This window comes from Acidimicrobiales bacterium, assembly GCA_033344915.1.
In the GTDB taxonomy this organism is placed as follows: domain Bacteria; phylum Actinomycetota; class Acidimicrobiia; order Acidimicrobiales; family Aldehydirespiratoraceae; genus JAJRXC01.
Window position 1 is genome coordinate 1,066,649 of the sequence record JAWPML010000001.1, and the last position, 23,421, is coordinate 1,090,069.

At 70.3% G+C, this 23,421-nt stretch carries 20 protein-coding genes; 18 read left to right on the top strand and 2 right to left on the bottom strand.

The features are described 5' to 3' along the window. Together R8F63_05100 and R8F63_05105 are read left to right on the top strand one after the other, a co-directional pair. Positions 1 to 3,084, top strand: a complete 3,084-nt coding sequence (locus R8F63_05100; protein MDW3217972.1) for a glycosyltransferase family 2 protein — start codon at positions 1 to 3, stop codon at positions 3,082 to 3,084. Further along, on the top strand, positions 3,081 to 4,490 hold the full coding sequence (locus tag R8F63_05105) for a hypothetical protein (GenBank protein MDW3217973.1): 1,410 nt from the start codon (positions 3,081 to 3,083) through the stop codon (positions 4,488 to 4,490). Before R8F63_05100 ends, R8F63_05105 begins: the two co-directional genes overlap by 4 nt. Here the strand turns inward: R8F63_05105 and R8F63_05110 are convergent. Together R8F63_05110 and ftsH are read right to left on the bottom strand one after the other, a co-directional pair. Next, positions 4,487 to 4,933 carry a thioredoxin domain-containing protein gene (locus R8F63_05110; GenBank protein ID MDW3217974.1) on the bottom strand — a complete coding sequence of 149 codons (447 nt, stop codon included), beginning with the start codon at positions 4,931 to 4,933 and terminating at the stop codon, positions 4,487 to 4,489. The two genes, R8F63_05105 and R8F63_05110, sit on opposite strands and share 4 nt — an antisense overlap. A 2-nt stretch (positions 4,934 to 4,935) precedes the next feature. After that, positions 4,936 to 6,735 (bottom strand): ATP-dependent zinc metalloprotease FtsH, encoded by a 1,800-nt coding sequence (ftsH, locus tag R8F63_05115; GenBank protein ID MDW3217975.1) that lies wholly within the window; start codon positions 6,733 to 6,735, stop codon positions 4,936 to 4,938. A gap of 202 nt (positions 6,736 to 6,937) precedes the next feature. Here ftsH and R8F63_05120 point away from each other — a divergent pair, with 202 nt between their 5' ends. The 16 genes from R8F63_05120 to R8F63_05195 all read left to right on the top strand — a co-directional run bounded on the left by R8F63_05120 (position 6,938) and on the right by R8F63_05195 (position 23,419). Continuing rightward, the gene (locus R8F63_05120; GenBank protein ID MDW3217976.1) at positions 6,938 to 7,165 is read left to right on the top strand and encodes a DUF3499 family protein; all 228 of its coding nucleotides are present in this window, start codon (positions 6,938 to 6,940) and stop codon (positions 7,163 to 7,165) included. Further along, positions 7,165 to 7,971: a CPBP family intramembrane glutamic endopeptidase gene (locus R8F63_05125; protein ID MDW3217977.1), complete on the top strand. Its 807-nt coding sequence runs from the start codon at positions 7,165 to 7,167 to the stop codon at positions 7,969 to 7,971. The genes R8F63_05120 and R8F63_05125 overlap by 1 nt, the downstream gene beginning before the upstream one ends. A gap of 145 nt (positions 7,972 to 8,116) precedes the next feature. Beyond that, complete coding sequence (locus R8F63_05130; protein MDW3217978.1) at positions 8,117 to 8,278, top strand: hypothetical protein; 162 nt, start codon at positions 8,117 to 8,119, stop codon at positions 8,276 to 8,278. A 52-nt stretch (positions 8,279 to 8,330) separates the two neighbouring features. After that, positions 8,331 to 11,576 carry a hypothetical protein gene (locus R8F63_05135; GenBank protein ID MDW3217979.1) on the top strand — a complete coding sequence of 1,082 codons (3,246 nt, stop codon included), beginning with the start codon at positions 8,331 to 8,333 and terminating at the stop codon, positions 11,574 to 11,576. After that, the gene (locus tag R8F63_05140) at positions 11,573 to 12,733 is read left to right on the top strand and encodes a glycosyltransferase (protein MDW3217980.1); all 1,161 of its coding nucleotides are present in this window, start codon (positions 11,573 to 11,575) and stop codon (positions 12,731 to 12,733) included. The genes R8F63_05135 and R8F63_05140 overlap by 4 nt, the downstream gene beginning before the upstream one ends. A 68-nt stretch (positions 12,734 to 12,801) precedes the next feature. Further along, positions 12,802 to 14,145, top strand: a complete 1,344-nt coding sequence (gene manB, locus R8F63_05145; GenBank protein ID MDW3217981.1) for a phosphomannomutase/phosphoglucomutase — start codon at positions 12,802 to 12,804, stop codon at positions 14,143 to 14,145. An 84-nt stretch (positions 14,146 to 14,229) separates the two neighbouring features. Beyond that, positions 14,230 to 14,469 carry a Trm112 family protein gene (locus R8F63_05150; GenBank protein MDW3217982.1) on the top strand — a complete coding sequence of 80 codons (240 nt, stop codon included), beginning with the start codon at positions 14,230 to 14,232 and terminating at the stop codon, positions 14,467 to 14,469. 11 nt (positions 14,470 to 14,480) lie between these two features. Then, the gene (locus R8F63_05155) at positions 14,481 to 15,428 is read left to right on the top strand and encodes an SIS domain-containing protein (GenBank protein MDW3217983.1); all 948 of its coding nucleotides are present in this window, start codon (positions 14,481 to 14,483) and stop codon (positions 15,426 to 15,428) included. 1 nt (position 15,429) lies between these two features. Next, entirely contained in the window at positions 15,430 to 16,590 is a 1,161-nt protein-coding gene (gene manA / locus R8F63_05160) for a mannose-6-phosphate isomerase, class I (protein MDW3217984.1), read from the top strand. A gap of 156 nt (positions 16,591 to 16,746) precedes the next feature. Then, on the top strand, positions 16,747 to 18,192 hold the full coding sequence (gene ahcY / locus R8F63_05165) for an adenosylhomocysteinase (protein MDW3217985.1): 1,446 nt from the start codon (positions 16,747 to 16,749) through the stop codon (positions 18,190 to 18,192). 96 nt (positions 18,193 to 18,288) lie between these two features. Further along, entirely contained in the window at positions 18,289 to 19,170 is an 882-nt protein-coding gene (locus tag R8F63_05170) for a TIGR03620 family F420-dependent LLM class oxidoreductase (protein ID MDW3217986.1), read from the top strand. Continuing rightward, positions 19,167 to 19,994 (top strand): crotonase/enoyl-CoA hydratase family protein, encoded by an 828-nt coding sequence (locus R8F63_05175; protein ID MDW3217987.1) that lies wholly within the window; start codon positions 19,167 to 19,169, stop codon positions 19,992 to 19,994. Before R8F63_05170 ends, R8F63_05175 begins: the two co-directional genes overlap by 4 nt. Positions 19,995 to 19,998: 4 nt before the next feature. Beyond that, positions 19,999 to 20,823, top strand: coding sequence for a crotonase/enoyl-CoA hydratase family protein (locus tag R8F63_05180; GenBank protein ID MDW3217988.1), 825 nt, complete (start codon positions 19,999 to 20,001; stop codon positions 20,821 to 20,823). Between the two features lie 69 nt (positions 20,824 to 20,892). Continuing rightward, on the top strand, positions 20,893 to 21,780 hold the full coding sequence (locus R8F63_05185) for an SDR family NAD(P)-dependent oxidoreductase (GenBank protein ID MDW3217989.1): 888 nt from the start codon (positions 20,893 to 20,895) through the stop codon (positions 21,778 to 21,780). Continuing rightward, the gene (locus R8F63_05190; protein ID MDW3217990.1) at positions 21,777 to 22,793 is read left to right on the top strand and encodes an SDR family NAD(P)-dependent oxidoreductase; all 1,017 of its coding nucleotides are present in this window, start codon (positions 21,777 to 21,779) and stop codon (positions 22,791 to 22,793) included. The genes R8F63_05185 and R8F63_05190 overlap by 4 nt, the downstream gene beginning before the upstream one ends. Before the next feature lie 44 nt (positions 22,794 to 22,837). Next, positions 22,838 to 23,419, top strand: coding sequence for a phosphoribosyltransferase family protein (locus R8F63_05195; GenBank protein MDW3217991.1), 582 nt, complete (start codon positions 22,838 to 22,840; stop codon positions 23,417 to 23,419). Positions 23,420 to 23,421: the final 2 nt, after the last annotated feature.

The following is a 23,421-nucleotide window of genomic DNA, read 5'->3' on the forward strand; positions in this document are numbered from 1 at the left end:
GTGGCCGACCAGACCGACACCTCTCGCGACGCCACGCCGTCGGTACTCGCCGTCGTCGTGGCCCACGAGCCCGGAGCGTGGTTCGAGGAGACGCTCGACAGTCTCGCGACCCAGGACTACGCGCGTCTGTCCGTGGTCGTGATCGATTCCGCCGGCGATCCCACGCTCGGCAGTCGTGTGCACGCCGCCCTCCCGAGCGCGTCGGTCGTGGACGCACCGGACACGGTCGGGTTCTCCGAGGCCGCGAACGCCATTCTCGACACCGGCGTGGCGCCGGCGTTCATCGTCTTCTGCCATGACGACGTGGTGCTCGCCTCCGACGCGATCCGGCAGCTGGTCACCGAGGCGTTGCGCTCCAACGCCGGGATCGCCGGCGCCAAGCTCGTCGACTGGCACGACCCGATGCGGCTCCAGCACGTGTCCTACGTCGTGGATCGGTTCGGTGTCGCGGCGGACATCATCGAGCCCGCCGAGCTCGACCAGGAGCAGTTCGACGCCGTCGCGGACGTGTTCGCCGTGCCGTCGGCCTGCATGCTCGTCAACACCCAGCTGTTCGCCACGCTCGGCGGTTTCGACCCCGGCATCCCGTACCGCGGGGAGGACATCGACCTCTGCTGGCGGGCGCATCTCGCCGGAGCGCGGGTCATGATCGTGCCGGACGCCCGCGTCCGCCATCGCGACGATCTCTACGGCCGCACCGGCGTGGACGACATCCGCCGCACCCGCGCCCGACACCAGTTGCGCACCGTCCTCGTCACCGCGAGTCGGCCGAGTCTGCTCCTCACCCTGCCGTTGCTCGCCCTGCTGACGCTCGGCGAGGCGGCGGTGGCGCTGCTGGCGGGCCGCCTGTCCCACGTGCGTGACGTCTTCGGTGCCTGGTCCTGGAACCTGCGTCGTATCGGGGAGATACGGGCCCGACGCCGCCGGTTGCGGCCGCTCATCCGGGCGCGTCACGCGGACGTGCGAGCCCTCCAGGAGACGGGCAGCGTCCGGATCAACGCGTTCGTGCGGGGCCAGATCGGGCGTCGCCGCGACGATCCCCAGTTCGCTGCGCTCATCCGCACCGGTACGGCGCGGATCGCCGCGATCGTCGCGGCACTGGTCGCCCTTTTCGTCGTCTTCGGCAGCCGTACGCTCGTGACCGACGGGATCCCGGCGATCGGCGAGTTCCCGTCGTTCGGTGACACCGGTGCCCTCGTGGGGGAGTGGTGGGATGCGTGGCGGCACCGTGACCTGGGCAGCCCGGGCACGCCGCGCAGCGGCATCGCCGTGATCGGTGCGCTCTCGTGGCTGCTCGGCGGCGCGGACGGGTTCGTGCGCCTGCTCTGGGTGCTGGGCCCGGTCGTCGCCGGGCTGGCCGGGGCCTGGCGCTTGTTGGGCGTGACGGGTTCGCGCCGGGCGCAGATCGGCTCGCTGGTCACCTACGCGATCGTGCCGTTGCCGTGGGTGTCGATCGAGCTGGCGTCGATCAGCGGGCTCTACGCCTACGCCGCCGCGCCGTGGGTGCTCGGCGCGCTCCTGCACGCGCAGGCGGCATCGCCGTACCGCTCCACCGCCGGCCCCTGGCGGGGCGTGGTGCCGGTCGGGCTCGGGCTCGGGCTGACCCTGGCGCTGACGGCCCTGTTCGCCCCCGTGGCGATCACCATCGTCGTCCCCGTTCTCGGCGGTCTGCTCGTGGCCTCGCTCCTGACCGGCCAGATGCGGGGCACCCTCCGGCTCCTCGCCGTGCTCGGTCTGGGCGCCGCGACGCTGATCCTGCTCGCCCTGCCCGCGTTCCTCGACCAGGTCGCCGCCGGGCTCGCGTGGGCGCCGTTCGTCGGCGGCCGCACCGACGGGCCGACCGACCTCGCGCTGGTCGACATCGTGGGGTTCGGACTCGGCACCGACGGTGTCGCGATTCTGACCCTGGCCCTCGTGGTGCCCATGGCGCTGCCGTTGCTCGTCGGGCGCTCGTGGCGCTTCGCGCTCGCCGTCCGCGGATGGCTCGTCGCCCTCGTCTCCTGGGGGCTGGTGTGGGCGGCGTCGTGGGGCGCGCTGCCGTTCGCGCTGCCGCGACCGGCCGTGCTGCTCGCGCCGGCGGCGGCCGGGGTGGCCCTGCTCGCGGGCGCCGCGGTGGCGGTGGCCGAGAACGACATGCGAGCCGCCGGGTTCGGTTGGCGTCAGGCGCTGCTCCCGTTGGGCGTGGTCGCCGCGATCCTCGCGACGCTCCCGACCCTTGCCCTCGCCGAGTCCGGCCGCTGGGAGATGCCGCGTGGCGACTTCACCGACACGCTCCCCCTCGCCGATCCGGCGACGGACGGCAGCTATCGCGTGTTGTGGCTCGCCGCGCCGGACCATCTCCCGGCGGAGGGCCACGCCCTGGACGACTCCCTGGCCTGGGTGCTCACGCTCGACGGCCTGCCGCTCATCGGCGACGCCGGGCTGCCGGCCGACGAGGGGGCGGTCGATCTCGTCGACGGCGTGATCCGCACCGCGGTCAGCGGCGAGACGATGCGCCTCGGGCGCACGCTCGGCGCGTTCGGCATCCGCTACGTCGTCATCCTCGACCGGCTCGCCCCGGCCCCGTTCAGCGCCACCGGCACGCCGCCCGCGCCAGCCCTCGAGGAGGTGCTCAGTCGGCAACTGGATCTGCAACAGCTCGAGGGCATCAACTCGGCGGTGTCGCTCTACGTCAACACGGAGTGGACGAGCGTGCGGGCAGCTGGCGCTCCGGGCTTCGATGCCGGCCGCGACGATCTCTCGGATCTCGCCGTCGACCCCCTCCAGGGCACGCTCGGCGTCCTCGCTGGTCGCGCGACCGAACTCCAGGGCCGTCTGCCCGAGACCACCGAGCTGTACCTCGCCCAGAGCAACGACACGCGTTGGCGCCTCGTCGTGGACGGGGAGCGCACGGGCCGACGCCATGCGGTCGGCTTCGCCACCGTGTTCCTCGCCGACGTGGAGGGCGAGGGTGACGCCACGCTGTCCTACGACACGCCGCTGTGGCGCCAGGGCGCCGCGGTGGTGCAGGTGCTCGGATTCCTGGTGGCGTTCGGGGCGTTGGCCCGGCGCCGTATCGGTGGTCGCAGTGAGGTCTCGGCGTGAAGACCCTGCGCATCCTCATCGTCACCCTCGTCGTCGGCGCGCTCGCCGGCGCGTTCCTGGTGGATCAGGGAGATCGCCCGGACCCGGATCGGGTGGTGTCCGGCGCCGATCTCGCCGCGTCGGCCGACACGTCGGTGTGGTTCTGTCCCGGGGGATCGGCCCCCGGTGGCGTCGCCGAGGTCGGCATCGACCTCATCAACGTCGGTACGGACACCGCCCGGGCGCAGGTCTTCGGCCTCCGAAACGGAGACGGCGAACCGGGACGGGACCAGATCGACACCCTCGCCCCGGGGGAGCGTCGTCTCGTGCGGCTCGCCGACCTCGTGGACGACTCGGCGTGGATGGGAGCGGTCGTCGAGGTCACCGCGGGATCGATGGTCGTCGAGCAGGCCTACATCGGCGCCAACACCGACTCGGACCGTTCGCCCTGTCACACCCGGACGGGACGGTCCTGGGTGGTCGCGAGCGGTCGCACCCGTGCCGCCGAGCCGTTCGGTGAGTCCGAGACCATCCTCGTGCTCAACCCCTTCCTCGACGATGCGGTCCTCGACGTCCACTTCGACGCTGACGTGGGTCTCGACTCGCTGACCGGTGTCGTCGCCCCGGCCCGCCGGGTGACGGTCATCGAGGTCACCGAGGAGGTCACGGTCGCGAGCCGCGTGAGCGCGGTGATCGACGTCGTCGCCGGTCAGGTCGCGGTGTCTCGTGTCCAGACCATCGGCGGCGAGGAGCAGGTGGGGCTCGCGGTCACCCCCGCGTCGAACGGCCTCGCGCCGGTCTGGGTGCTGCCCGAGGTGAGTCGGGCGAACCGCAACGACATCATCAGCGTCGTGAATCCGTCGCCCGACCAGGAGGCGAAGGTCGACCTGGAGATCGTGGCCGACGGCACGCTCTCGTTCGATCCCATCGAGCTCACCCTGCGACCCGGTCGTACCGTCACGGTGGATCTCGCCGCGGAGACCCGACTCGACGGGGTCGAATCCATGGCGATCGTCGCCCGATCGCTCTCCGGTGTGCCGGTCGCGGTGATGAACGAGAGCCTGCTGCCGTTCGGCGACGGTCGGGTGTCGAACCTGTCCGCGATGGTGGGTACGGACCGCATCGCGACGCGCTGGATCGCACCGATCGAGAACGACGAGGGCGGGGTCATCCTCTACAACCCGACGGACGGCATCGTCACCGCCTCCGTCTACGAGTTGGTCGATGGCGAGCCGACGTTCGTCGTCGACGTCGAACTCGGCGAACTCCGGCGAACGGTCGTGGCCGCTTCGTCGTTCTCGACGGACCGTCCGGTCGTCGTCATCGAGTCCCCCACGCCGATCGCGGTCGGCCGCCTCCTGGCGGGGGTCTCCGTGCACGCCCAACTGATCGCCATCCCGACGGACGGCATCGAGCTGCTCGACTAGATCTCGCCGGTGTGGCAGTCGGGCGGCACCGAGCCCGGCTCCCGGACGTCGGCCATCGCGGCCCAGAGATCGGTGGCGGTCGTCGGGCCGAGGAAGGCTCGTCGCACGGCGCCGGTCTCGTCGGCGATGACGAGGGTCGGCACGCCGTCGATCCGGTACTTCTCGTGGACGTCCTTCGCCGCGCCGACCTCCAGTTCCACGACGGCGACATGGGGACTCTCGAGATGACGGGCCCGGTCCCAGACACCGGCGCAGGTGTTGCACGTGGCCGACGTGAAGACCGCCACGAGCCATGCCGCGTCGGGGCGGGGGAAGTCGGCCCGGTCGAGCTGGCTCGGGATGTGGTGGGTGTTCGCCGCGGGCGCAGCCGTGCGTCGGCCGACGAGTGCTGCCACCAACCCGGCGATCGCCACCCCGCCGAGGACGAGGAGGACGCGATCCATGATCAGGCGTCGTCGACTTCGGCGAGGTCGGCCGGCTCGGCGCTGGCGATCGGGCCGGAGCGGGCGACGTCGATCAGCCGCTTCACCTCGCTGCCGGTGATCGTCTCGTGCTCGAGCAACGCCCGGGCGACCAGGTCGAGACTGGTTCGGTACTCGGTCAGCAGATCGCGGCAGTGCTCCTCCGATTCGAGGAGGATGCGCCGGATCTCGTCGTCCACGAGCTTCTGGGTGGCGGGCGAGTGGTTGCGCGACTGCATCATGTCCTCGCCGAGGAACACCGGATTGTTGTCGGACAGCGACACCGGGCCGACGGCCTCGCTCATGCCCCATTCGGTGACCATGTGGCGGGCGAGATTGGTCGCCTGGCGGAGGTCGTCGGCGGCCCCCGACGAGAACTCGTCGAAGACGAGTGCTTCGGCGACGCGGCCGCCCATGGCCATGATCATGCGCGCTTCGAGCTCCGCCTTGTCCCACCCGTGGCGATCGCCGCTCGGGAGGGTCATCGTGACGCCGAGCGCCATGCCCGACGGGATGATCGTGACCTTGTGGACGGGGTCGTTCGCCTCCATCACGCTGGCGACGAGCGCATGCCCGGCCTCGTGGTAGGCGGTGCGCTCGAGCTCGTCGGGGGTGCGGACCATCGACTGACGCTCGATGCCGAGCAGGGCGCGGTCGCGGGCGAGGTCGAAGTCCTCGGCGGTGACGACGTCGCGCCCGTGGCGCACGGCGAAGAGGGCGGCCTCGTTGACGAGGTTGGCCAGGTCGGCGCCGCTCATGCCCGGGCTGCCCCGGGCGATGACGTTGACGTCGACGTCGTCGGCCGTGCGCTTGCCCTTGAGATGGACGCCGAGGATCTTCACCCGATCCTCGAGCTCGGGGAGCGGCACGATCACCTGGCGGTCGAAGCGACCCGGGCGAAGCAGAGCCGGATCGAGGATGTCCGGCCGGTTCGTGGCCGCCATCATCACGATGCCTTCGGTGGCTTCGAAGCCGTCCATCTCGGCGAGCATCTGGTTGAGGGTCTGCTCGCGTTCGTCGTGGCCACCGCCGAGGCCGGCACCACGTTTGCGACCGATGGAGTCGATCTCGTCGATGAAGATGATCGCCTTGCCCATCTTGCGGGCCGACTCGAACAGGTCGCGGACGCGGCTGGCGCCCACGCCGACGAACATCTCCATGAAGTCGGAGCCGGTGACGCTGAGGAACGGGACGCCGGCCTCGCCGGCGACCGCCTTCGCGATGAGGGTCTTGCCGGTGCCGGGTGGGCCGACGAGCAGGACGCCCTTGGGGATGCGGGCCCCGATCGCGGCGAAGCGGTCGGGGTTCTTCAGGAAATCGACGACCTCGGTGATCTCCTGCTTCACGCCCTCGTAGCCGGCGACGTCCTCGAACGTGGTGCCGGGGCGTTCGGTGGAGTACGTCTTCGCCTTGCTGCGACCGATGGACATGATGTTGCCCATCTGTCCCTGGGCGCGGCGCTGCATCCAGATGAAGAACAGGATGAGCAGGCTGACGGGGATCAGCAGGGGAAGGATCGACGCCCAGAAGCTCGGCTGGGGGGTCTTGAACTCGAGGGTGGTCTCCGCCCGGATGAGGGCGACGTCCTCCTCGGGGAGCGGGGTCGGGCCCACCGTCTTGAACTCACCGGTGATGGTGGTGAAGTCGATGCCACCGTTGGTGTTGTCGTAGGTGGCTTCCTGGACCTCGCCGCGGGTGACCCGCTGCAGGAAGTCGGAGTAGTCGACCGATTCGCGGTCGTCGCCGGGCAGGAACGCGGTGACCGCGAGCACGGCGAAGACCATGCCCAGGAGGATCCAGATGGCGTAGCGCGACCATCCCTGGTTCTCGGTACGCGCGGCTCCTCCCGGTTTCTCGCGGTCGCGAGGCGGCGGGGGAGGGGGAGGGGGAGGGTTTGACGCCATGAAGAGAGGGTAGACCTGCGCGGGGGCTGATCGGTCGCAGTGATCCCCGTGTCGTCCTCCATCGGCCGGTACGGTGCCGATCGTGAACCGTCGCTGTGCTCGTCCCGGCTGTGGCCGCCCGGCCACCACGACCCTCTCCTACGCCTACGCGCAACGCACCGTGTGGCTCGACGATCTCCATCCGGAGGATTCGCCCGCCAACCACGATCTGTGCGGTGACCACGCCGATCGCACCCAGCCCCCGAAGGGCTGGGACATGAGTGATCGACGGGTCGCCGAGCCGGTGCACCGCCTCCGCTACGCGGGCTAGTGGCCGCCTCGTCGGCGCCGCCGTCACCCGTCGCCGACCCCCGTTGGCGCATTGTCCTCGCGCTCGGCGCCCTGTTCGGCGGGATCGCCCTCACGATCCTCGTCGCCGGAACGATCATCGCGGCCGGTGGATGGGACCCCGACGTGTCGTCGAGTGCCGGCGCGGACTTCGGCCGGGTCGTGGGTCAGTGGGGGAGCGGGCTGGATCTCGACCACAACCGGGTGCCCCTCGTCGCGCTCGTTCTCGCCAACCTTCCGCTGTGGGCGACGTTCATCGGCGTGCCGCTGTGGGCGCGCCGCCGGGGCCTCGACTGGCGACGTGATCTCCGCTGGTCGATGCGGCCCGTCGACGTGCCGATCGGCATCGGCCTCGGCGTGCTGACCCAGCTCGTCCTCGTCCCCCTGCTCTACGTCCCGATCCTCCGATCGGTCGACCCCGACGAGCTCGAGCGCCCCGCCCGGGAGCTGATCGCCGGGGCGACCACGCCCATCGCCGTCGTCGCCCTCGTGCTCTTCACGGTGGTCGCCGCCCCCCTCTGCGAGGAGGTGCTCTTCCGGGGCCTGCTCTTCCGCGGGATCCTCGAGATGGAGGCGAACAACCGGTTCGCCCTCGTCCTGGCCGTGCTGGTCTCGTCGGCCATCTTCGCGATCTCGCACCTCCAGGTCCTCCAGTTCCCCGGGTTGCTGCTCATCGGTGCGGTGGCCGCGCTCGCGATGCACCGGACGGGTCGCCTGGCGACGGCCATCTGGACCCACGCCGCGTTCAACGCGACCACCGTCGTGCTCCTGCTGCCAGAGATCTACTGACCGCAGTCGTTTCGACCACTCATCGTGAGTTTTTCGCCCCCGACCCCTCAATCCACCACGCCGTGCGCCGAAGGAGCGGCAGACGACTACGTGGGGAACGAATCAGATGTCGACGTCGGAATGCCCAGCCTGCAGCTCACCGTTGGTGACCATCACGATCAACGTCGGCGCCGGCGAACGGACGCTGTGCAGCTGCGCGAAGTGCGATCGCCGCTGGTGGCAGGTCGACGGCCGGCTGACCACCCTCGACGGCGTGATCCACGAACTCGGCGAGCCCGAGGCGCCGCGCACGCGCTACCGCCGCTGACCCGGCGCCCGCCCCGCCGGGCGTCACCGCCAGCCCGTTGCCGGGTGGCAGCATGGAGGCCGTCATGATGCCGGACCTCCGTCGCCGACTGTTCGCCGATCGGCGACGGATCTTCACCGTCGCCATCGTCGGCCTGTCGACCCTCTTCGTCGTCTGGGTCATGTCGCCGTGGGCGTGGTTCGTCGACTCCACCCCGACCGGCGGCGACATGGGCGCCCACGTCTGGTCACCCAAGTTCCTCCGCGAGGAGCTGCTGCCGAACTTCCGGCTGACCGGCTGGTCGCCGGACTGGTACGCCGGCTTCCCCGCGTTCACCTTCTACATGATCATCCCGTCGCTCGCGATCGTGATGGTGAACATCGGGATCGAGATCGACGCGCTCGGCATCGACAGCGACTTCTACTCCTTCGTGGCGATGGTCCTGGTCGCCCACGAGCTGCCCCGTCGGCTCGGCTACGACGGCCGGATCCGCGCCATCACGATGGTCTTCGCCGCCGCGCTCAACCTGGCGATGTCGTGGCAGTGGTCCGGCCGCACGGTCGACTTCCGCGTGCTCTTCGAGCCGTTCACCTACAACGACGCGTCGGTGGACCTGGCGCTCTCGGCCATCGCGCTGCCGCTCGCGGTGGCGAGTCTCGTGTCCCATGTGGCCCGTCGGTTGCCCGCCCGCCATCGTGCGCTGGTGGTGACCGTCGCGGTCGTCGCGACGATCCTCGTGGTCCCTGTGCCCTACGGCGTGGCGATGAAGCTGATCGCCATCTCGGGGGTCATCACCCTCCCGCTCGCCGCCTTCGCCGCCGGTCGACTCGGGGGGCTCGCCTATCCGGGCCCCGCGCTCATGGCCGTGATGACCCTGCCGTTCCTGTTCGACCGGTCGTTCAACATCTACGGCGGCAACATCATGTCGACGATGGCGGGAGAGTTCGCCTACTCGATGGGCCTCTCGATCGCCGTGCTCTACATCGGCGTCGCCGCCCGCAGCATCGAGACCGGCCGACAGCGCATGCTCGCGGCGTCGCTGCTCGCCTTCGCCGGGCTCACCCACCTGTTCGCCGCGTTCTTCGCGCTGGTGGCGACGGTCGCCTTCGTCCTGCTGCGACCCGGCAAGCGCGAGATCAGCTGGCTCGCCGTGGTCGGTCCCGTCGCCGGCATGCTGGCGGCCTTCTGGGTCCTGCCGTTCTTCTGGAACCGCGCCTATCTCAACGACATGGGGTGGGGCAAGGAACGCGACTATGTCGGGGGTCTCTGGGACCGGGCCGACAACTTCGGCGGCCACCCGTTCCTCACGAACCAGCTGCCCCTCCAGGTGTTCGTCGTCCTGGCCGTGCTCGGCGCGGTGATCTGCGGCATCCGCCGGGTACGTCTCGGCATGGCGCTGGCCCTCACCGCGTCGATGTTCGCCGCCGCATTCATCCTGCTTCCCGAGACCCGCCTCTGGAACGTGCGGATCCTGCCCTTCTACTACCTGTGCGTGTACTTCCTCGCCGGCCTCGCGGTGTCGGAAACCGCTCGCATGGTGGCCGACTTCCTGCGTTCGCCGGACGACGTCCGAGACCGGCGACCGGCATGGACGGCCGGCATACCGGCCGTGGGCGCCACCCTCGTGCTGCTGATCGTCATCGCCTTCCCGGTCCGCTCGGTGCCCGGCGCCGACCTCTACATCACCGACGACGGCATCCAGGAGTACGGGTTCGAGGCGCTCGGCGAGCTCGGCACCTCGCAGCTCAACCTCGGTCCGGGGTGGATGCGCTACAACTTCACCGGCTACGAGGCCCGCACCGCGACGACCGACGGTGGCGGCTATGCCGAGTACAGCCGGCTCGTGGCCACGATGGATCGCATCGGCGAGCAGTTCGGCTGTGGGCAGTCGCTGTGGGAGTACGAGGGTGACCGGCTCAGCAGCTACGGCACGCCCATGGCGCCGATGCTCCTGCCCCACTGGACGGACGGCTGCATCGGGTCGATGGAGGGCCTCTACTTCGAGGCATCGGCCAGCACGCCCTACCACTTCCTGCTCCAATCGGAGTTGTCGCTGGGGCCGTCGCGGGCGATGCGGGACATGCCCTACTCGTCGCTCGACGTCGAGAAGGGGGTCGAGGGACTGCGGACGATGGGCGTGCGCTACTACATGGCGTCCACCGAGGCCGCGATCAGCCAGGCCCGGGAGGTCGACGGACTCACGGAGATCGCGAACAGCGGGCCCTGGGTCGTGTTCCTGGTCGCCGACCAGGCGTTGGTCGAGGGGCTCGACCATCTGCCGGTCGTCGTCGAGGGTGCCGACCTGGGTGGCGAGGAGTGGCTCGTCCCGACGGTCGCGTGGTGGGAGAGCGGCCACGACACACCGCTGGTCGCCGCCGACGGGCCGGATTCCTGGCCGCGGTCGTCCTACGAGGATCTCGTCGACGAGGATCCGGCGCTCGAGGCCGCGGTGATGCTCGACGACCGGGTCGGCGAGATGCGCCGACTCGCGGAGCTGAGCGATCAGTGGTTGGGCCGCGTCGACACCACCGCGGTGGCCCAGGTGACCAACGTCGACACCGACACCGCCCGCATCTCCTTCGACGTCGACCAGATCGGCCTGCCGGTCCTCGTGCGGGCGAGCTACTTCCCCAACTGGGAGGTCAGCGGGGCCGAGGGCCCCTACCGGGTCGCGCCGAACCTCATGGTCGTCGTGCCGACCGACACCTCGGTCGAGCTCACCTATGGGCGCTCGGGGGTCGAGATCGTGTCGATGGGGTTGACCCTCCTCGGCATCGTGATCGCCTTCTCGACGCGCCGGATCGGGCGCAGTCGCGCCTTCCTCGCCGTGCGGGGTCGCATCGGTGCCGTTGCCGGCGCGGTCGCCCGCCTGATCTCACCGCTGCGGGGCCGCGACGCCCTGTGGGACGCGCCCCGTGGGGTGGCATTGCCGGACCGAGACGACGTGCTCGACGACGTGCGCGCCGGGGTGATCGGCGCGAGTGCGATCGCGGAGCTGAGCGACGACGTGGCCGAGCACCGTCGGCGGGGCATCCGCTCGCTCGGTGTCGCGCTGGTCCTCGCCGGCATCGGACTCCTCTACTGGCTGTGGTCGCTGGGCAGCGACGACCGCATCCCGGGCGGCGACAAGCCGTTGGCGTCGCTCCTCCAGTTCACCCCGCTCGCCGTCGCCGTGGTCCTCGTCCTCTTCGGCGCCCTGCCGACCCTGTTCGAGGCGCTGCGCTTCGAGGGCTCCGTCCTGCGGCCTGCCCGGCTGCTGGCCGATGTCGTGAACGCCGACGAGCGCACCCGTCCGCTCTCCGACGAAACGCGGGCGTGAACCAGCAGCCGGCGCGGTTCGCGTTCGTCGGTGCGGTGGCCACCGTGGTCGACGTCGGCTTCGCGGTCAGCCTGACCGAACTGGGACTGGCCCGGGGGCTCGCCGATGTGCTCGCCCTCGCGATCGCGGCGCCGACGTCGTACCTGCTGCACCGGCGCGTCACCCTGCGCGGCGATCTGCTCGACCGCTGGATCCGCCAGCCTCCGGTGTTCGCCTTCATCGCCGTCGTCGCTGGTCTGGTCGACCTCGTCGTCTATGTCTCCCTCGGCGGCGTCTCGCCCCTCCCGGCGAAGGTGATCGCCGTCGTCGTGGCCGCCGTGATCCGATCCGCGGGCCATCGTCTGGTGTTGTTCCGGGCCGTGCGGCGAGAGCAGGACCTGCCGACGAATCGGCCACCGGCGAGCGGCCGACATCGGCTGTCCGTCGTCGTTCCCGCCTATCAGGAGGAGGGCCGCATCGCCGCCACGATCGAGCGGATCCGCCAGGAGCTCGCCGACCTGCACCGGGCCGGCGACCTGGAGATTGTCGTCGTCGACGACGGGTCGTCGGACGGCACGGCAGCCGCGGCCCGCGCCGCCGGGGCCGACCGGGTCGTCGAGCAGCCGGAGAACCGGGGCAAGGGGGCGGCCGTGCGGGCCGGTGTCGCCGTCGCCGACGGTCGCGTGGTCGCGTTCACCGACGCCGACCTCGCCTATGCGCCCCACCAGCTCCTGGCGCTGCTCGACGCCGTCGAGGGCGGCTACGACGTGGTCGTCGGGAATCGACACGACCACGACTCCGAGACGCTCGTCGGCACGTCGGCGCTGCGGTCGTTCGGCAGCCGGGTGGTGAACATGGCCACCTCGATCATGCTGCTCGGCAACTATCGGGACACCCAGTGCGGCTGCAAGGCCTTCCGCAGCGATGTCGCCCGGCTCGTGTTGGGGGCGGGGAGGATCGACGGCTTCGCCTTCGACATCGAGATCCTGCACCTCGTCGAGCGCTACGGACTGTCGCTCAAGGAGGTGCCGGTCGAGGTCGTGAACAGCGAGACCAGCACCGTGCGGGCGCTGCACGACGGCCTGGCGGTCGGTCGCGACATCCTGCGCATCCGCCGCATCGCCCGGCGGGGCGGCTATCCCTCCCTTTCCACCGATGCCCTGCCGACAGATCCCTGAGCAAGCAGATCCCTGAGCAAGCAGATCCTGACCGAGCAGCCCCGAGTACCCGAAAGTAGATTGCTGACGTGACGACCGACTTCGACGCGATTTTCAAGGCCTACGACGTTCGGGGCACCGTTCCCGACCAGTTCGACGTCGACGGCGCCCGAGCGATCGGAGGGGCCTTCGCCCGCTTCGTCGCCTCGAAGGGCGAGACCTCGATCGTCGTCGGTCACGACATGCGGCCGGAGGGCCCGGAGTTCTCCGCCGCGTTCGGCGACGGCGCGATCGACCACGGGGTGGACGTCGTGGACGTCGGTCTGTGCGCGACCGACATGATGTACTACGCGTCCGGTGTCCTCGAGATGCCCGGTGCGGTCTTCACGGCGTCGCACAATCCCGCCGGGTACAACGGCATCAAGATGTGTCTCGCCAAGGCGGCGCCGATCGGATCGGACACCGGCCTCGACACCATCAAGCAGATGGCCGCCGCCGGACCCGACCCCACCGGCACCACGGGGAGTCGCCGCGAACAGGACATGCTCGCGGGCTATGTCGAACACGTGCACGGCTTCGTCGACACGACCGCGCTGAAGCCGCTGAAGGTCGTGGCGGACACCGCGAACGGGATGGGCGGGCTCGTGCTCCCCGCGGTGATGGCCGATCTCCCGTTCACGATCGACCACCTCTACCCCGAGCTCGACGGCACGTTCCCCAACCATCCGGCCGACCCGATCCAACCGGAGAACCAGAAGGACCTGATGGAGCGGGTGCTCGCCACCGGGGCGGACATCGGGCTGGCGTTCGACGGCGACGCCGACCGTGTGTTCCTCGTCGACGAGACGGCCCGGGCCATCTCCGGCTCCCTCACCACCGCGATGGTCGCCCGCTCGATCCTCGAACGTGAGCCTGGCGCGACCGTGATCCACAACCTCATCTGCTCGAAGGCCGTGCCCGAGGTCATCGCCGAGAACGGCGGCACCGCCGTGCGCAGCCGCGTCGGCCACAGCTACATCAAGCAGCTCATGGCGGAGACCGGTGCGGTGTTCGGGGGCGAACACTCCGGCCACTACTACTTCCGCGAGAACTATCGGGCCGACAGCGGTCTGATCGCCGCCCTCGTGGTGCTCGAGGCGCTCAGCAACCACCCCGCCGGCCTCGCCGACCTGGTGTCGTCGCTGGACCGCTACGCGGCCTCGGGCGAGATCAACACGCGCGTCGACGACGCCGCCGCTGTGATCGACCGGGTGGCGTCCCGCTACCCCGACGCCGACCAGGACCGGTTGGACGGGCTCACCGTCGACTTCGGCGACTGGTGGTTCAATCTCCGCGCGTCCAACACCGAGCCGCTGCTGCGGCTGAATCTCGAAGCACCGACCGACGCGGACGTCGAACGACGGGTCGACGAGGTCCGTGGCCATTTCGGCTGAGGCCGCCGTGACGAGCGCGATCACCGCGCGTTCGGGCCCGTAGCTGATTGACTGTCTGGCAGCCGCCCGTCCTGGAGGACCGACATGACCCTCGATTCCCGACTGCTCGAGATCCTGGCCTGCCCGGTCGACAAGGGTCCGCTCTACTACCTCGAGGACGAGGCTGCGCTCTACAACCCCCGCCTGCAGAAGCGCTACCGGATCCACGAGGGCGACATCCCGGTGATGTTGCCCGACGAGGCCGATGACGTCACCGACGACGAGCACGACCGACTGATGGCGAAGATCGAGGCCGACGGCGTCAGCCCGACGTTCGAGGCGTAGCCGCCGGTCCGATGTCCGCCGAAGAGTTGCTCGAAGCGCTGCGCCACCTGCCCGATCTGGTGCGGGACGCGGCCGTGGCGGCGGCCGACGTGGACGACCTGCCCGAACGCGACGGCATCGCCCAGGTGGCGGTCTTCGGCGTGGGTGGCAGCCGGGTCGCCGGCGACGTCATCGAGGCGCTCGGCGAGGTGCGGGGCAGCGTGCCGATCATCGCGACCGGGGCCCGCTGTCCCTCCTGGGTGGGCGAGTCCACGCTCGCGATCGTGTTGTCGCCCTCCGGCGACGACGAAGCGATGCTCGGCGCAGCCAGGGCCGCTCGCGACGCGGGGGCGCGGCTGGTGGCGGTCACCGCCGGCGGCGCGTTGGGCGACATCTGCCGCGAGCGGGGCGTCGCCGTCGTGCCCGTCGACGCCGAAGCCGGTCCGGCGGCCGGGCTCGGCGTCTCGATCGTTCCGGTGCTCGTCCTGCTCGAGCGACTCGGGCTGGCCGCGGGCATGAGCCGGGCGATCTCCGGAGCGGCCGAGCAGCTCGCGATCCGCCACGCCGCGCTGGACGAGGACCTCGGAGCCGTCGAGGCGCTCGCCGCGACGCTCCCGGGCAAGATCGCGATCGTCACCGGCGCCGGCGCCATGGGCAAGCACGCGGCCCGCCGTTGGGTGCAGGAGATCGATCGGGTCGGTGGGGTCGCCGCGGTGCGGCGTCGTCTGCCGACGGGTCCGGTCGACGTGGACACGGGTGTCCGTCTCGCCGACGCCGCTGCCCGCGGTGCCGTGTTGATCGTGCTGCGCCACGATTTCGAGCCGCCTGGTCTCGACGGCGGCGTCGCCCTGCTCGAGGGCAAGTTCGACGAGATCCACACCTTCGTCGCCGGGGGCGACGGGGCGCTCGCCCAGCTCCTGGATCTGGTGCTGGTCGCCGATGCGGTCGCCGCCGCGCTGGTCCGTCAGACCGGAGACTGACATGGAGCTCCTCGAGGGCCGGCTGCGTGACTACGACTGGGGCTCGCCGACGTCGATCCCCGAGTTGTTGGGCCGCCCGGCGTCCGGTGAGCCGGTCGCCGAACTGTGGCTCGGCGCCCATCCCCGCGCGCCGGCCCTCGTGGGTTCCGACCATCGGCCTCTCGACCGCGTCGTCGCCGACGACCCGACTGCCGCCCTCGGGAGCGGCGTGGAGGAGCGCTTCGGTTCGCTTCCGTTCCTGTTGAAGGTGCTCGCCGCCGCGGCGCCGTTGTCGCTGCAGGCCCATCCCTCGATGGAGCAGGCCGAGGCCGGCTACGCCGCCGAGGACGCGGCCGGCATCCCGCTCGACGCCCCCGAACGTGCGTTTCGGGACCGCAGCCACAAGCCGGAGCTGATCTGTGCGCTCACGGAGTTCGATGCCCTGTGCGGTTTCCGGGATCCGGCCCGCACCCTCGAGGTCCTCGCGTCCATCGACGTCGCCGCCCTGGACACCGTGTGCACGATGCTGAGCGACGATCCGTCACCGGCGGGGCTCGCCCGGCTGCTGGAATGGCTGCTGACCCTCGACGCGGCGGATGCCGCCGCCCTCACCGAACCGGTGGTCGAGGCCTGTCGGACCGATCGCGGCGAGCCGTTCTCGCGTGAACGGGCCATGGCGGTGACCCTCGGCGATCGCTATCCGGGCGATGCCGGCGTGATCACCGCCCTGCTGCTCAACTTCGTCACCCTGCAGCCCGGTGAGGCGCTCTTCCTCGGGTCGGGCAACCTCCACGCCTACCTCCGGGGCACCGGCGTGGAGATCATGGCGAGCAGCGACAACGTGTTGCGGGGTGGGCTCACGTCCAAACATGTCGATGTGGCAGCCCTCGTCGAGATCGTCGAGGCGAAACCGATCGTCCCGGACGTGCAGCGTCCCCCGGTGATCGACGGTGTCGCCGCCTACGCCGCCCCGGTACCGGAGTTCTCGCTCCAGCGCATCGAGGTGGACGGCACGATCACGGTGGACGGCGGCCCGGCGATTCTGCTCTGCACGGCCGGTCGTGTGGACGCGGGTGGCCACGTGCTCGATCGCGGCGCTGCTGCGTGGGTACCGGCGTCCGACGGACCGGTCGAACTCAGCGGCCGCGCCACGGTTTTCCGGGCAGGTGTCGGCGGGCTCTGAGGCCCCGGCCGGCAGACGAACCGGTAGGGCCGTCGGCCCATGTGCCGTGTGTCGTCCACGCCGTACACTGCAACGCTGCGGGCTGTTCCGAGATGGCGTCAGTTGACCCCGGCCCCTCCAGAAGCATCAACCAATCTCGAACACAGGAGGGCCCCCGTGGCTCTGACAACTGACGACTACAAGGTCGCGGACATCGATCTGGCCGAGTTCGGCCGCAAGGAGATCCGTCTCGCGGAACACGAGATGCCCGGACTCATGGCACTGCGCGGCAAGTACGCCGACGAGCAGCCGCTCGCCGGGGCCCGCATCGCCGGCTCGCTGCACATGACCGTGCAGACGGCCGTGCTCATCGAGACGCTCGTCGCCCTCGGCGCCGACGTCCGTTGGGTGAGCTGCAACATCTTCTCCACCCAGGACCACGCCGCCGCCGCCGTGGCGGTCGGCCCGAACGGCACGACCGAGCACCCCGACGGCACTCCCGTCTTCGCCTGGAAGGGCGAGACCCTCGAGGAGTACTGGTGGGCCACCGAGCAGCTGTTCCACTGGCCCGACGGCGGCGGCCCCAACCTGATCCTCGACGATGGTGGCGACGCCACGATGCTCGTCCACAAGGGTCTGGAGTACGAGAAGGCCGGCGCCATCCCCGAGACCGAGGAGGACGCCTCCGAGGAGTGGGGCGTGTTCCTCGACCGGGTGCGCGTCATCGCGTCGCGTGACGCGGACTTCTTCAGCCGGATCGCTCCCGGCATCCGGGGCGTCTCCGAGGAGACCACCACCGGTGTCCACCGGCTGTACCAGATGATGGAGACCGGCGAGTTGCTGTTCCCCGCCATCAACGTCAACGACGCCGTCACGAAGTCGAAGTTCGACAACCTCTACGGCTGTCGCCACTCGCTCATCGACGGCATCAACCGCGCCACCGACGTCATGATCGGCGGCAAGGTCGCGGTCGTCTGCGGCTACGGCGATGTCGGCAAGGGCTGCGCCGAATCCCTCCGGGGCCAGGGCGCCCGGGTCATCGTCACCGAGGTCGACCCGATCTGCGCGCTGCAGGCCGCGATGTCGGGCTACGAGGTCAACACGCTCGAGGCCGTCCTCGACATCGCTGACATTTTCATCACCACCACCGGCAACAAGGACATCATCCTCGCCGGCCACATGGCGAAGATGAAGCATCAGGCGATCGTCGGCAACATCGGCCACTTCGACAACGAGCTCGACATGGCCGGTCTGCACCGCATGTCCGACGTGCGCCGGATCAACATCAAGCCGCAGGTCGACGAGTACGTCTTCCCCGACGGGCACTCGATCATCGTGCTGTCCGAGGGTCGTCTGCTGAACCTCGGCAACGCCACGGGTCACCCCAGCTTCGTGATGAGCTGCTCGTTCACGAACCAGGTGCTCGCCCAGATCGAGCTCCACGCCAACGCCGACTCGATCGAGATGGGCGTCCACGTGCTGCCGAAGGAGCTCGACGAGGAAGTGGCCCGTCTGCACCTCGACTCGCTGGGCGTGAAGCTCACCCAGATGAGCCAGGAACAGGCCGACTACCTCGGCGTCCCCGTCGACGGCCCGTACAAGCCGTCGCACTACCGCTACTGAGAAAGTATGGGGGTCTGACCCCTCATACTTTCTCGTCGGAAGTGAACGACCGATAGCGTCCCCTCTGTCGAAGCTGGCAGAGGGGACGTTCGCGTCATGGCAACGGTTGATCGTGGTGTGTGGTTGGCCCCGGAGGGGCTGACGGGGGAACAGGTCGGTGCGCTCGGGCCGCGGCTCGAAGGTCTCGGCTATTCGACGCTGTGGGTCGGTGAGACGATGGGGCGCGACCCGTTCGCCCTGCTGGCCCATGTCGGTGCGCGGACGTCCACCCTTCGCCTGGCCACCGGCATCGCCAACATCTACAACCGGCACCCCGGCGTCATGCTGCAGGGCGCCAACACGGTCGCCGAGCAGACCGGCGGCCGCATGATCCTCGGGCTCGGGGTGTCGAGCCCCGTCATCGTGAACAAGGTCCGCGGCATCGAGTACGACAAGCCGCTGTCGTTCCTGCGGACGTACCTCGACGGCATGGAGGCGTCGCGCTACACCTCCGTCCCGCCGGCCGATCCCGTGCCCGTCTACCTCGCCGCGCTCGGGCCGAAGATGCTCGAACTCGCCGCCGAGCGGGCCACGGGCGCGCATCCGTACAACACGACGCCGGAGCACACGGCGTTCGCCCGCGAGGTCATGGGCCCCGACGCCGGGCTCTGCGTCGAGCAGAAGGTCATGCTCACCACCGACGCGGCCCAGGCCCGGGCCACCGGCGCCGGCGTGCTGAAGTTCTATTCGCGGGCCCCCGGCTATCGGAACGCCTGGATCCGCATGGGCTTCACCGAGGAGGACATCGACGGCATGTCCGACCGGTTCGTCGATGCGCTCGTCGCCTGGGGGGATGTGGACGCCATCGAGGCGCGGCTCGCCGAGCACGCCGAGGCCGGCGCCACCCACGTCTGCATCCAGCCGCTCCACCCCGAGCACGGGGTCGGGGCGATCGACGACGCGGCGCTCGCCGCGCTGGCCCCCGGGGGTGCCGCATGAGCGAACCACGCGTGACCGTGGAGATCGACGACGGCGTGGCCGACGTCCGTCTCAACCGCGGCGACAAGATGAACGCGATGGACGGGCGGATGTTCGCTGCCCTGGTCGAGACGGCCGACGAACTCGCCGCGAACAACGCGGTTCGGGCGGTCGTGATCTCGGGCAACGGCCCTTCGTTCTGCGCCGGCCTCGATTTCTCCGGTTTCCAGGCCATGGCCGGCGGCGTCGGCGGCGACGAGAGCACCAGCACCGGCGCGATCGGCCGCGTCGAGAAGGAACGAGCACACGTGACCCATCACGCCCAGCAGGCGGTCTGGGGATGGCACGAACTGCCGATGCCGGTCATCGCCGCGGTGCACGGCGTGGCCTTCGGAGCCGGCTGCCAACTGGCCGTCGGCGCCGACATCCGCTTCGTGACCCCGGACGTGCGGATGTCGGTCCTCGAGATCCGCTGGGGCATCAGCCCGGACATGACGATCACCTCGCTGCTCCCGAGTCTGATCGGCGCGGACCGGGCGAAGGAGATGATCTGGACCGGCCGTGAGGTCAACGGGCCCGAGGCGGTCGAGATCGGCCTCGCGACCCACATGGCGGACGATCCCCATGTCGGGGCGCTCGAACTGGCCCGGCTGATCGCCACGAAGAGCCCCCACGCCATCCGGGCCGGGAAGCGCCTGATCAACCAGGTCGCCCCGGAGGACTACGACGCCCAGTTCGCCCGCGAGCGCGAGGAGATCGGGGCGCTCATCGGCACGCCGAACCAGGTCGAGTCCGTCGGCGCCTACTTCGAGAAGCGCACGCCCGACTACGCGGATCCGGAGTAGGCCCGTGCCCGAGCACGACACGCCGGACCCCGGCACGCCCGATCCGACCCTTGGCACCGTCAACGTGGCCGTCGTCGACGAGCACATCCTCACGATGGAGATCGACCGCCCGGCGAAGCTCAACGGCTTCACCCCCGAGATGATGGACGCCCTCGTCGACGCGTTCACCCGCCTCGACGAGGACGATGATCTCTGGTGCGGGGTCGTGACCGCCGCCGGCCCCCACTTCACCGCCGGGCTCGACCTGCCCCGGTTCCAGGAACGGATGCAGTCCGGCGAGCGCTCGATGGACCGGCAGGGCCTCGTCGACCCGACCGCGCTGGGCCGGAGCTGTCGAAAGCCCGTGGTGTACGCGGTCAAGGGGATCACCTACACGGTTGGGATCGAGCTGATGCTCGGCGGCGACATCGTGGTCGCGGCGGACGACTGCCGCTTCCGTCAGCACGAGCCGCTGCGGGGCATCCACGCCACCGGTGGCGCCACGATCCGCTTCGTCGAGCGGGGCGGCTGGGGCAACGCGATGTACCACCTGCTCACGAGCGACGAGTTCTCCTCTGACGAGGCGTACCGCATCGGCCTCGTGCAGGAGGTGGTGCCCGCCGGCGAGGAGAGCGACCGTGCGCTCGCGCTCGCCCGCCTCGTCTGTGAGGGTGCGCCGAAGGCCGTCCAGGCCACCAAGGCGTCCTCGCTGCGCTACGTACTGGAGGGTCACGAGGCCGCCCGGGCCCGGTTCAGCGACGTCCAGGCCGAACTCAGCGCGGGGGAGGACTTCCAGGAGGGCCTGCGGTCGTTCATCGAGAAGCGGCCGCCGAAGTTCACCGGTCGCTAGGCGGACCCGTCTCCCCGCGTCGCCGACGCAATCTAGAGTCGGTCCGATCGAGACCGTAAGGGGGAGCCGGTGCAGGACATCACGGGGAAGGTGGCGGTCGTCACGGGCGGCGCCAGCGGCATCGGGCGGGCGACGGCGATCGCCCTCGCGGCCGAGGGCGCACGCGTGGTCGTGGCCGACATCGAGCAGCCGCCCCTCGACGACGTCGTGGCGGAGATCCGGGCCGCAGGCGGTGACGCGATCGGGGTGGTCTGCGATGTCTCCGACTGGTCGTCGGTGGACGCCCTCCGCCAGGCCTGTGTCGAGTCGTTCGGCGACGCGGACATCGTGATGAACAATGCGGGCGTCGCCGGGGGCGGCCCGCTCTCGTCGATCGAGCTGTCGGCCTGGGAATGGACGCTCGGGGTCAACCTGTGGGGTGTCATCCACGGCGTGAAGGCGTTCCTCCCGGCGATGGTCGAACGGGGGAGTGGCCACATCGTGAACACGGCGTCGATCGCCGGGCATCTCACCTCCACCGGCATGGGCGCGTACAACACGACGAAGCACGCCGTCTCGGGTCTCACGGAGACCTTGCAGCAGGAGATGCTCGAAGCCGAGACCGGCGTCGGTGTGACGTGCCTGTGTCCGGGCTTCGTGGCGACGAACATCATCACCAGCGAACGGAACCGGCCCGAGCGCTTCCGTGAGGGCGGCCCGGATCTCGACGATGATCCCGACGCCACGACGCTGAGCGACGCCGGATCGGCGATCGCCGACGCCTACGCGGCCCAACTGAAGCCGGAGGTCGTGGCGGCGCAGGTGCTCGCCGCGATCCGGGAGAACCGCTTCTGGCTGTTCACCGACGATCTCGCCGACGACATGATCCGGGCGCGGCACGCCGACATCGAGGCCCACGGCACGCCGGGGCGGCGGGCTCATCTCGCCGAGCTGATGTTCCCCGGGAGCGCGACGTGAAGATCCTCGTCACCGGGGGCACCGGTTTCGTGGGGTCGCATGCGATCCGCCGCCTGCTGTCGGACGGCCACGAGATCCGGGCTCTCGCTCGCACGCCGGCGAAGGTCGTGCCGTTGATGGAGAAGATGGGTGTCGATCCCGCCGAACTCGAGGTCGTCGAGGGCGACATCACCGACGAGGCCGCCGTCGCCGCGGCGGTGGACGGCTGCGACGCCGTGGTACACGCGGCGGCGATCGTCGCCACGAGCCCCGACATGGAACCCGAGATGGAACGGGTCAACCTCGCGGGCGCCACCAACGTGCTCGGTGCCGCCGTCGAGCGCGGCTGCGACCCGATCATCCACGTGTCGTCCGTCTCGGCGATCTTCCCCAACGAGACCGACCCGATCACCGCCGACCATCCGGTGCGGGGCAAGGGTTCGTACGGGCGCACGAAGGCGGCCTGCGACCGTCTCGCCCGCGGCCTGCAGCGCGATGGGCACCCGGTCATCATCCTCTACCCGTCGGGCATCGTCGGACCGGACGACTGGAACGAGTCCATCAACCTCGCGTCGTACAAGGTCTGGCTGACCCAGGGGATCCCGACCGCGAAGGGCTTCGCCACGAGCTATGTCGACGTCCGCGACCTCGCCGAGATCATGGCCGCGTCCATGGCGCCGGGGGGCGGTCCCCACCGGTTCCTGGCCACGGGTACCCACATCGACGCGCCCGCGCTGGCCGCGCTTCTGGAAGAACTGATCGGCAAGGTGCGCAGGATCCCGCTCCCGAGGGCCGGGTTCTGGGTCTGGGGCAAGCTGGGCGACGTCGCCAAACGCTTCGGGCGTGATCTCGTCGTCACCAGCGAAGGCTACGAGTACATGTTCTTCTCGAACGCCGGCGACGATCGTCCGACGACCGAGACCACCGGGGTGCGGTTCCGGCGGCTCGAGGAGTCGTTCCGGGACACGTTCGTCTGGATGGGCGAGGCCGGGCACATCGAAGCGAAGCACCTCGGGAAGCTGGTCGACGACTGAATGTCGCGACCTTCGGTGTCACAGGGGCGTCGTAGTTTCCGAACATGCGGCGCCGCACCGATCCCTCCCTCGACCTCGACGACCCGCTCGACCGCATCGTGGCCGCCTGGCCCCACAGCGGCCGGCCCGCCGATCTGGTGCGGGAGCTGAAATACGGGCGGGCGACGTCGGTGATCACCGAACTCGCGACTGCGATGGCGGACCTCGCGCCCGCGGCGGATGTCGTCACCTGGATTCCCGCCTCGCCGTCGCGCCGCCGTCAGCGGGGCTTCGACCAGGGCGAGCTGCTCGCCCGTGCCATCGCCCGCCGCCGGCGGCTTCCGGTCAAGCGCCTGCTGCGCCGCACGGACGACACCGCCCAGACGGCGCGTCCACTGGAAGGCCGGCTGCGGGGCCCCGAGTTCGCCCCGGTCGGTCGACGGTTGCGGTTCAAGCCCGCCCTGCTACTCGTCGACGACGTGTACACCACGGGCTCGACACTTCGGGCCGCAGCCACACTGCTGCGCGAACGAGGCGCCGAGTCGGTGCACGGTCTCGTGGCGACGCGAGCCTCGATCCACAACCGGCCTGCGGCGGCTCCGCCCGGAGTCTACGATCTGGCCACCCCCCACAACCCCGGAGGTTGAGC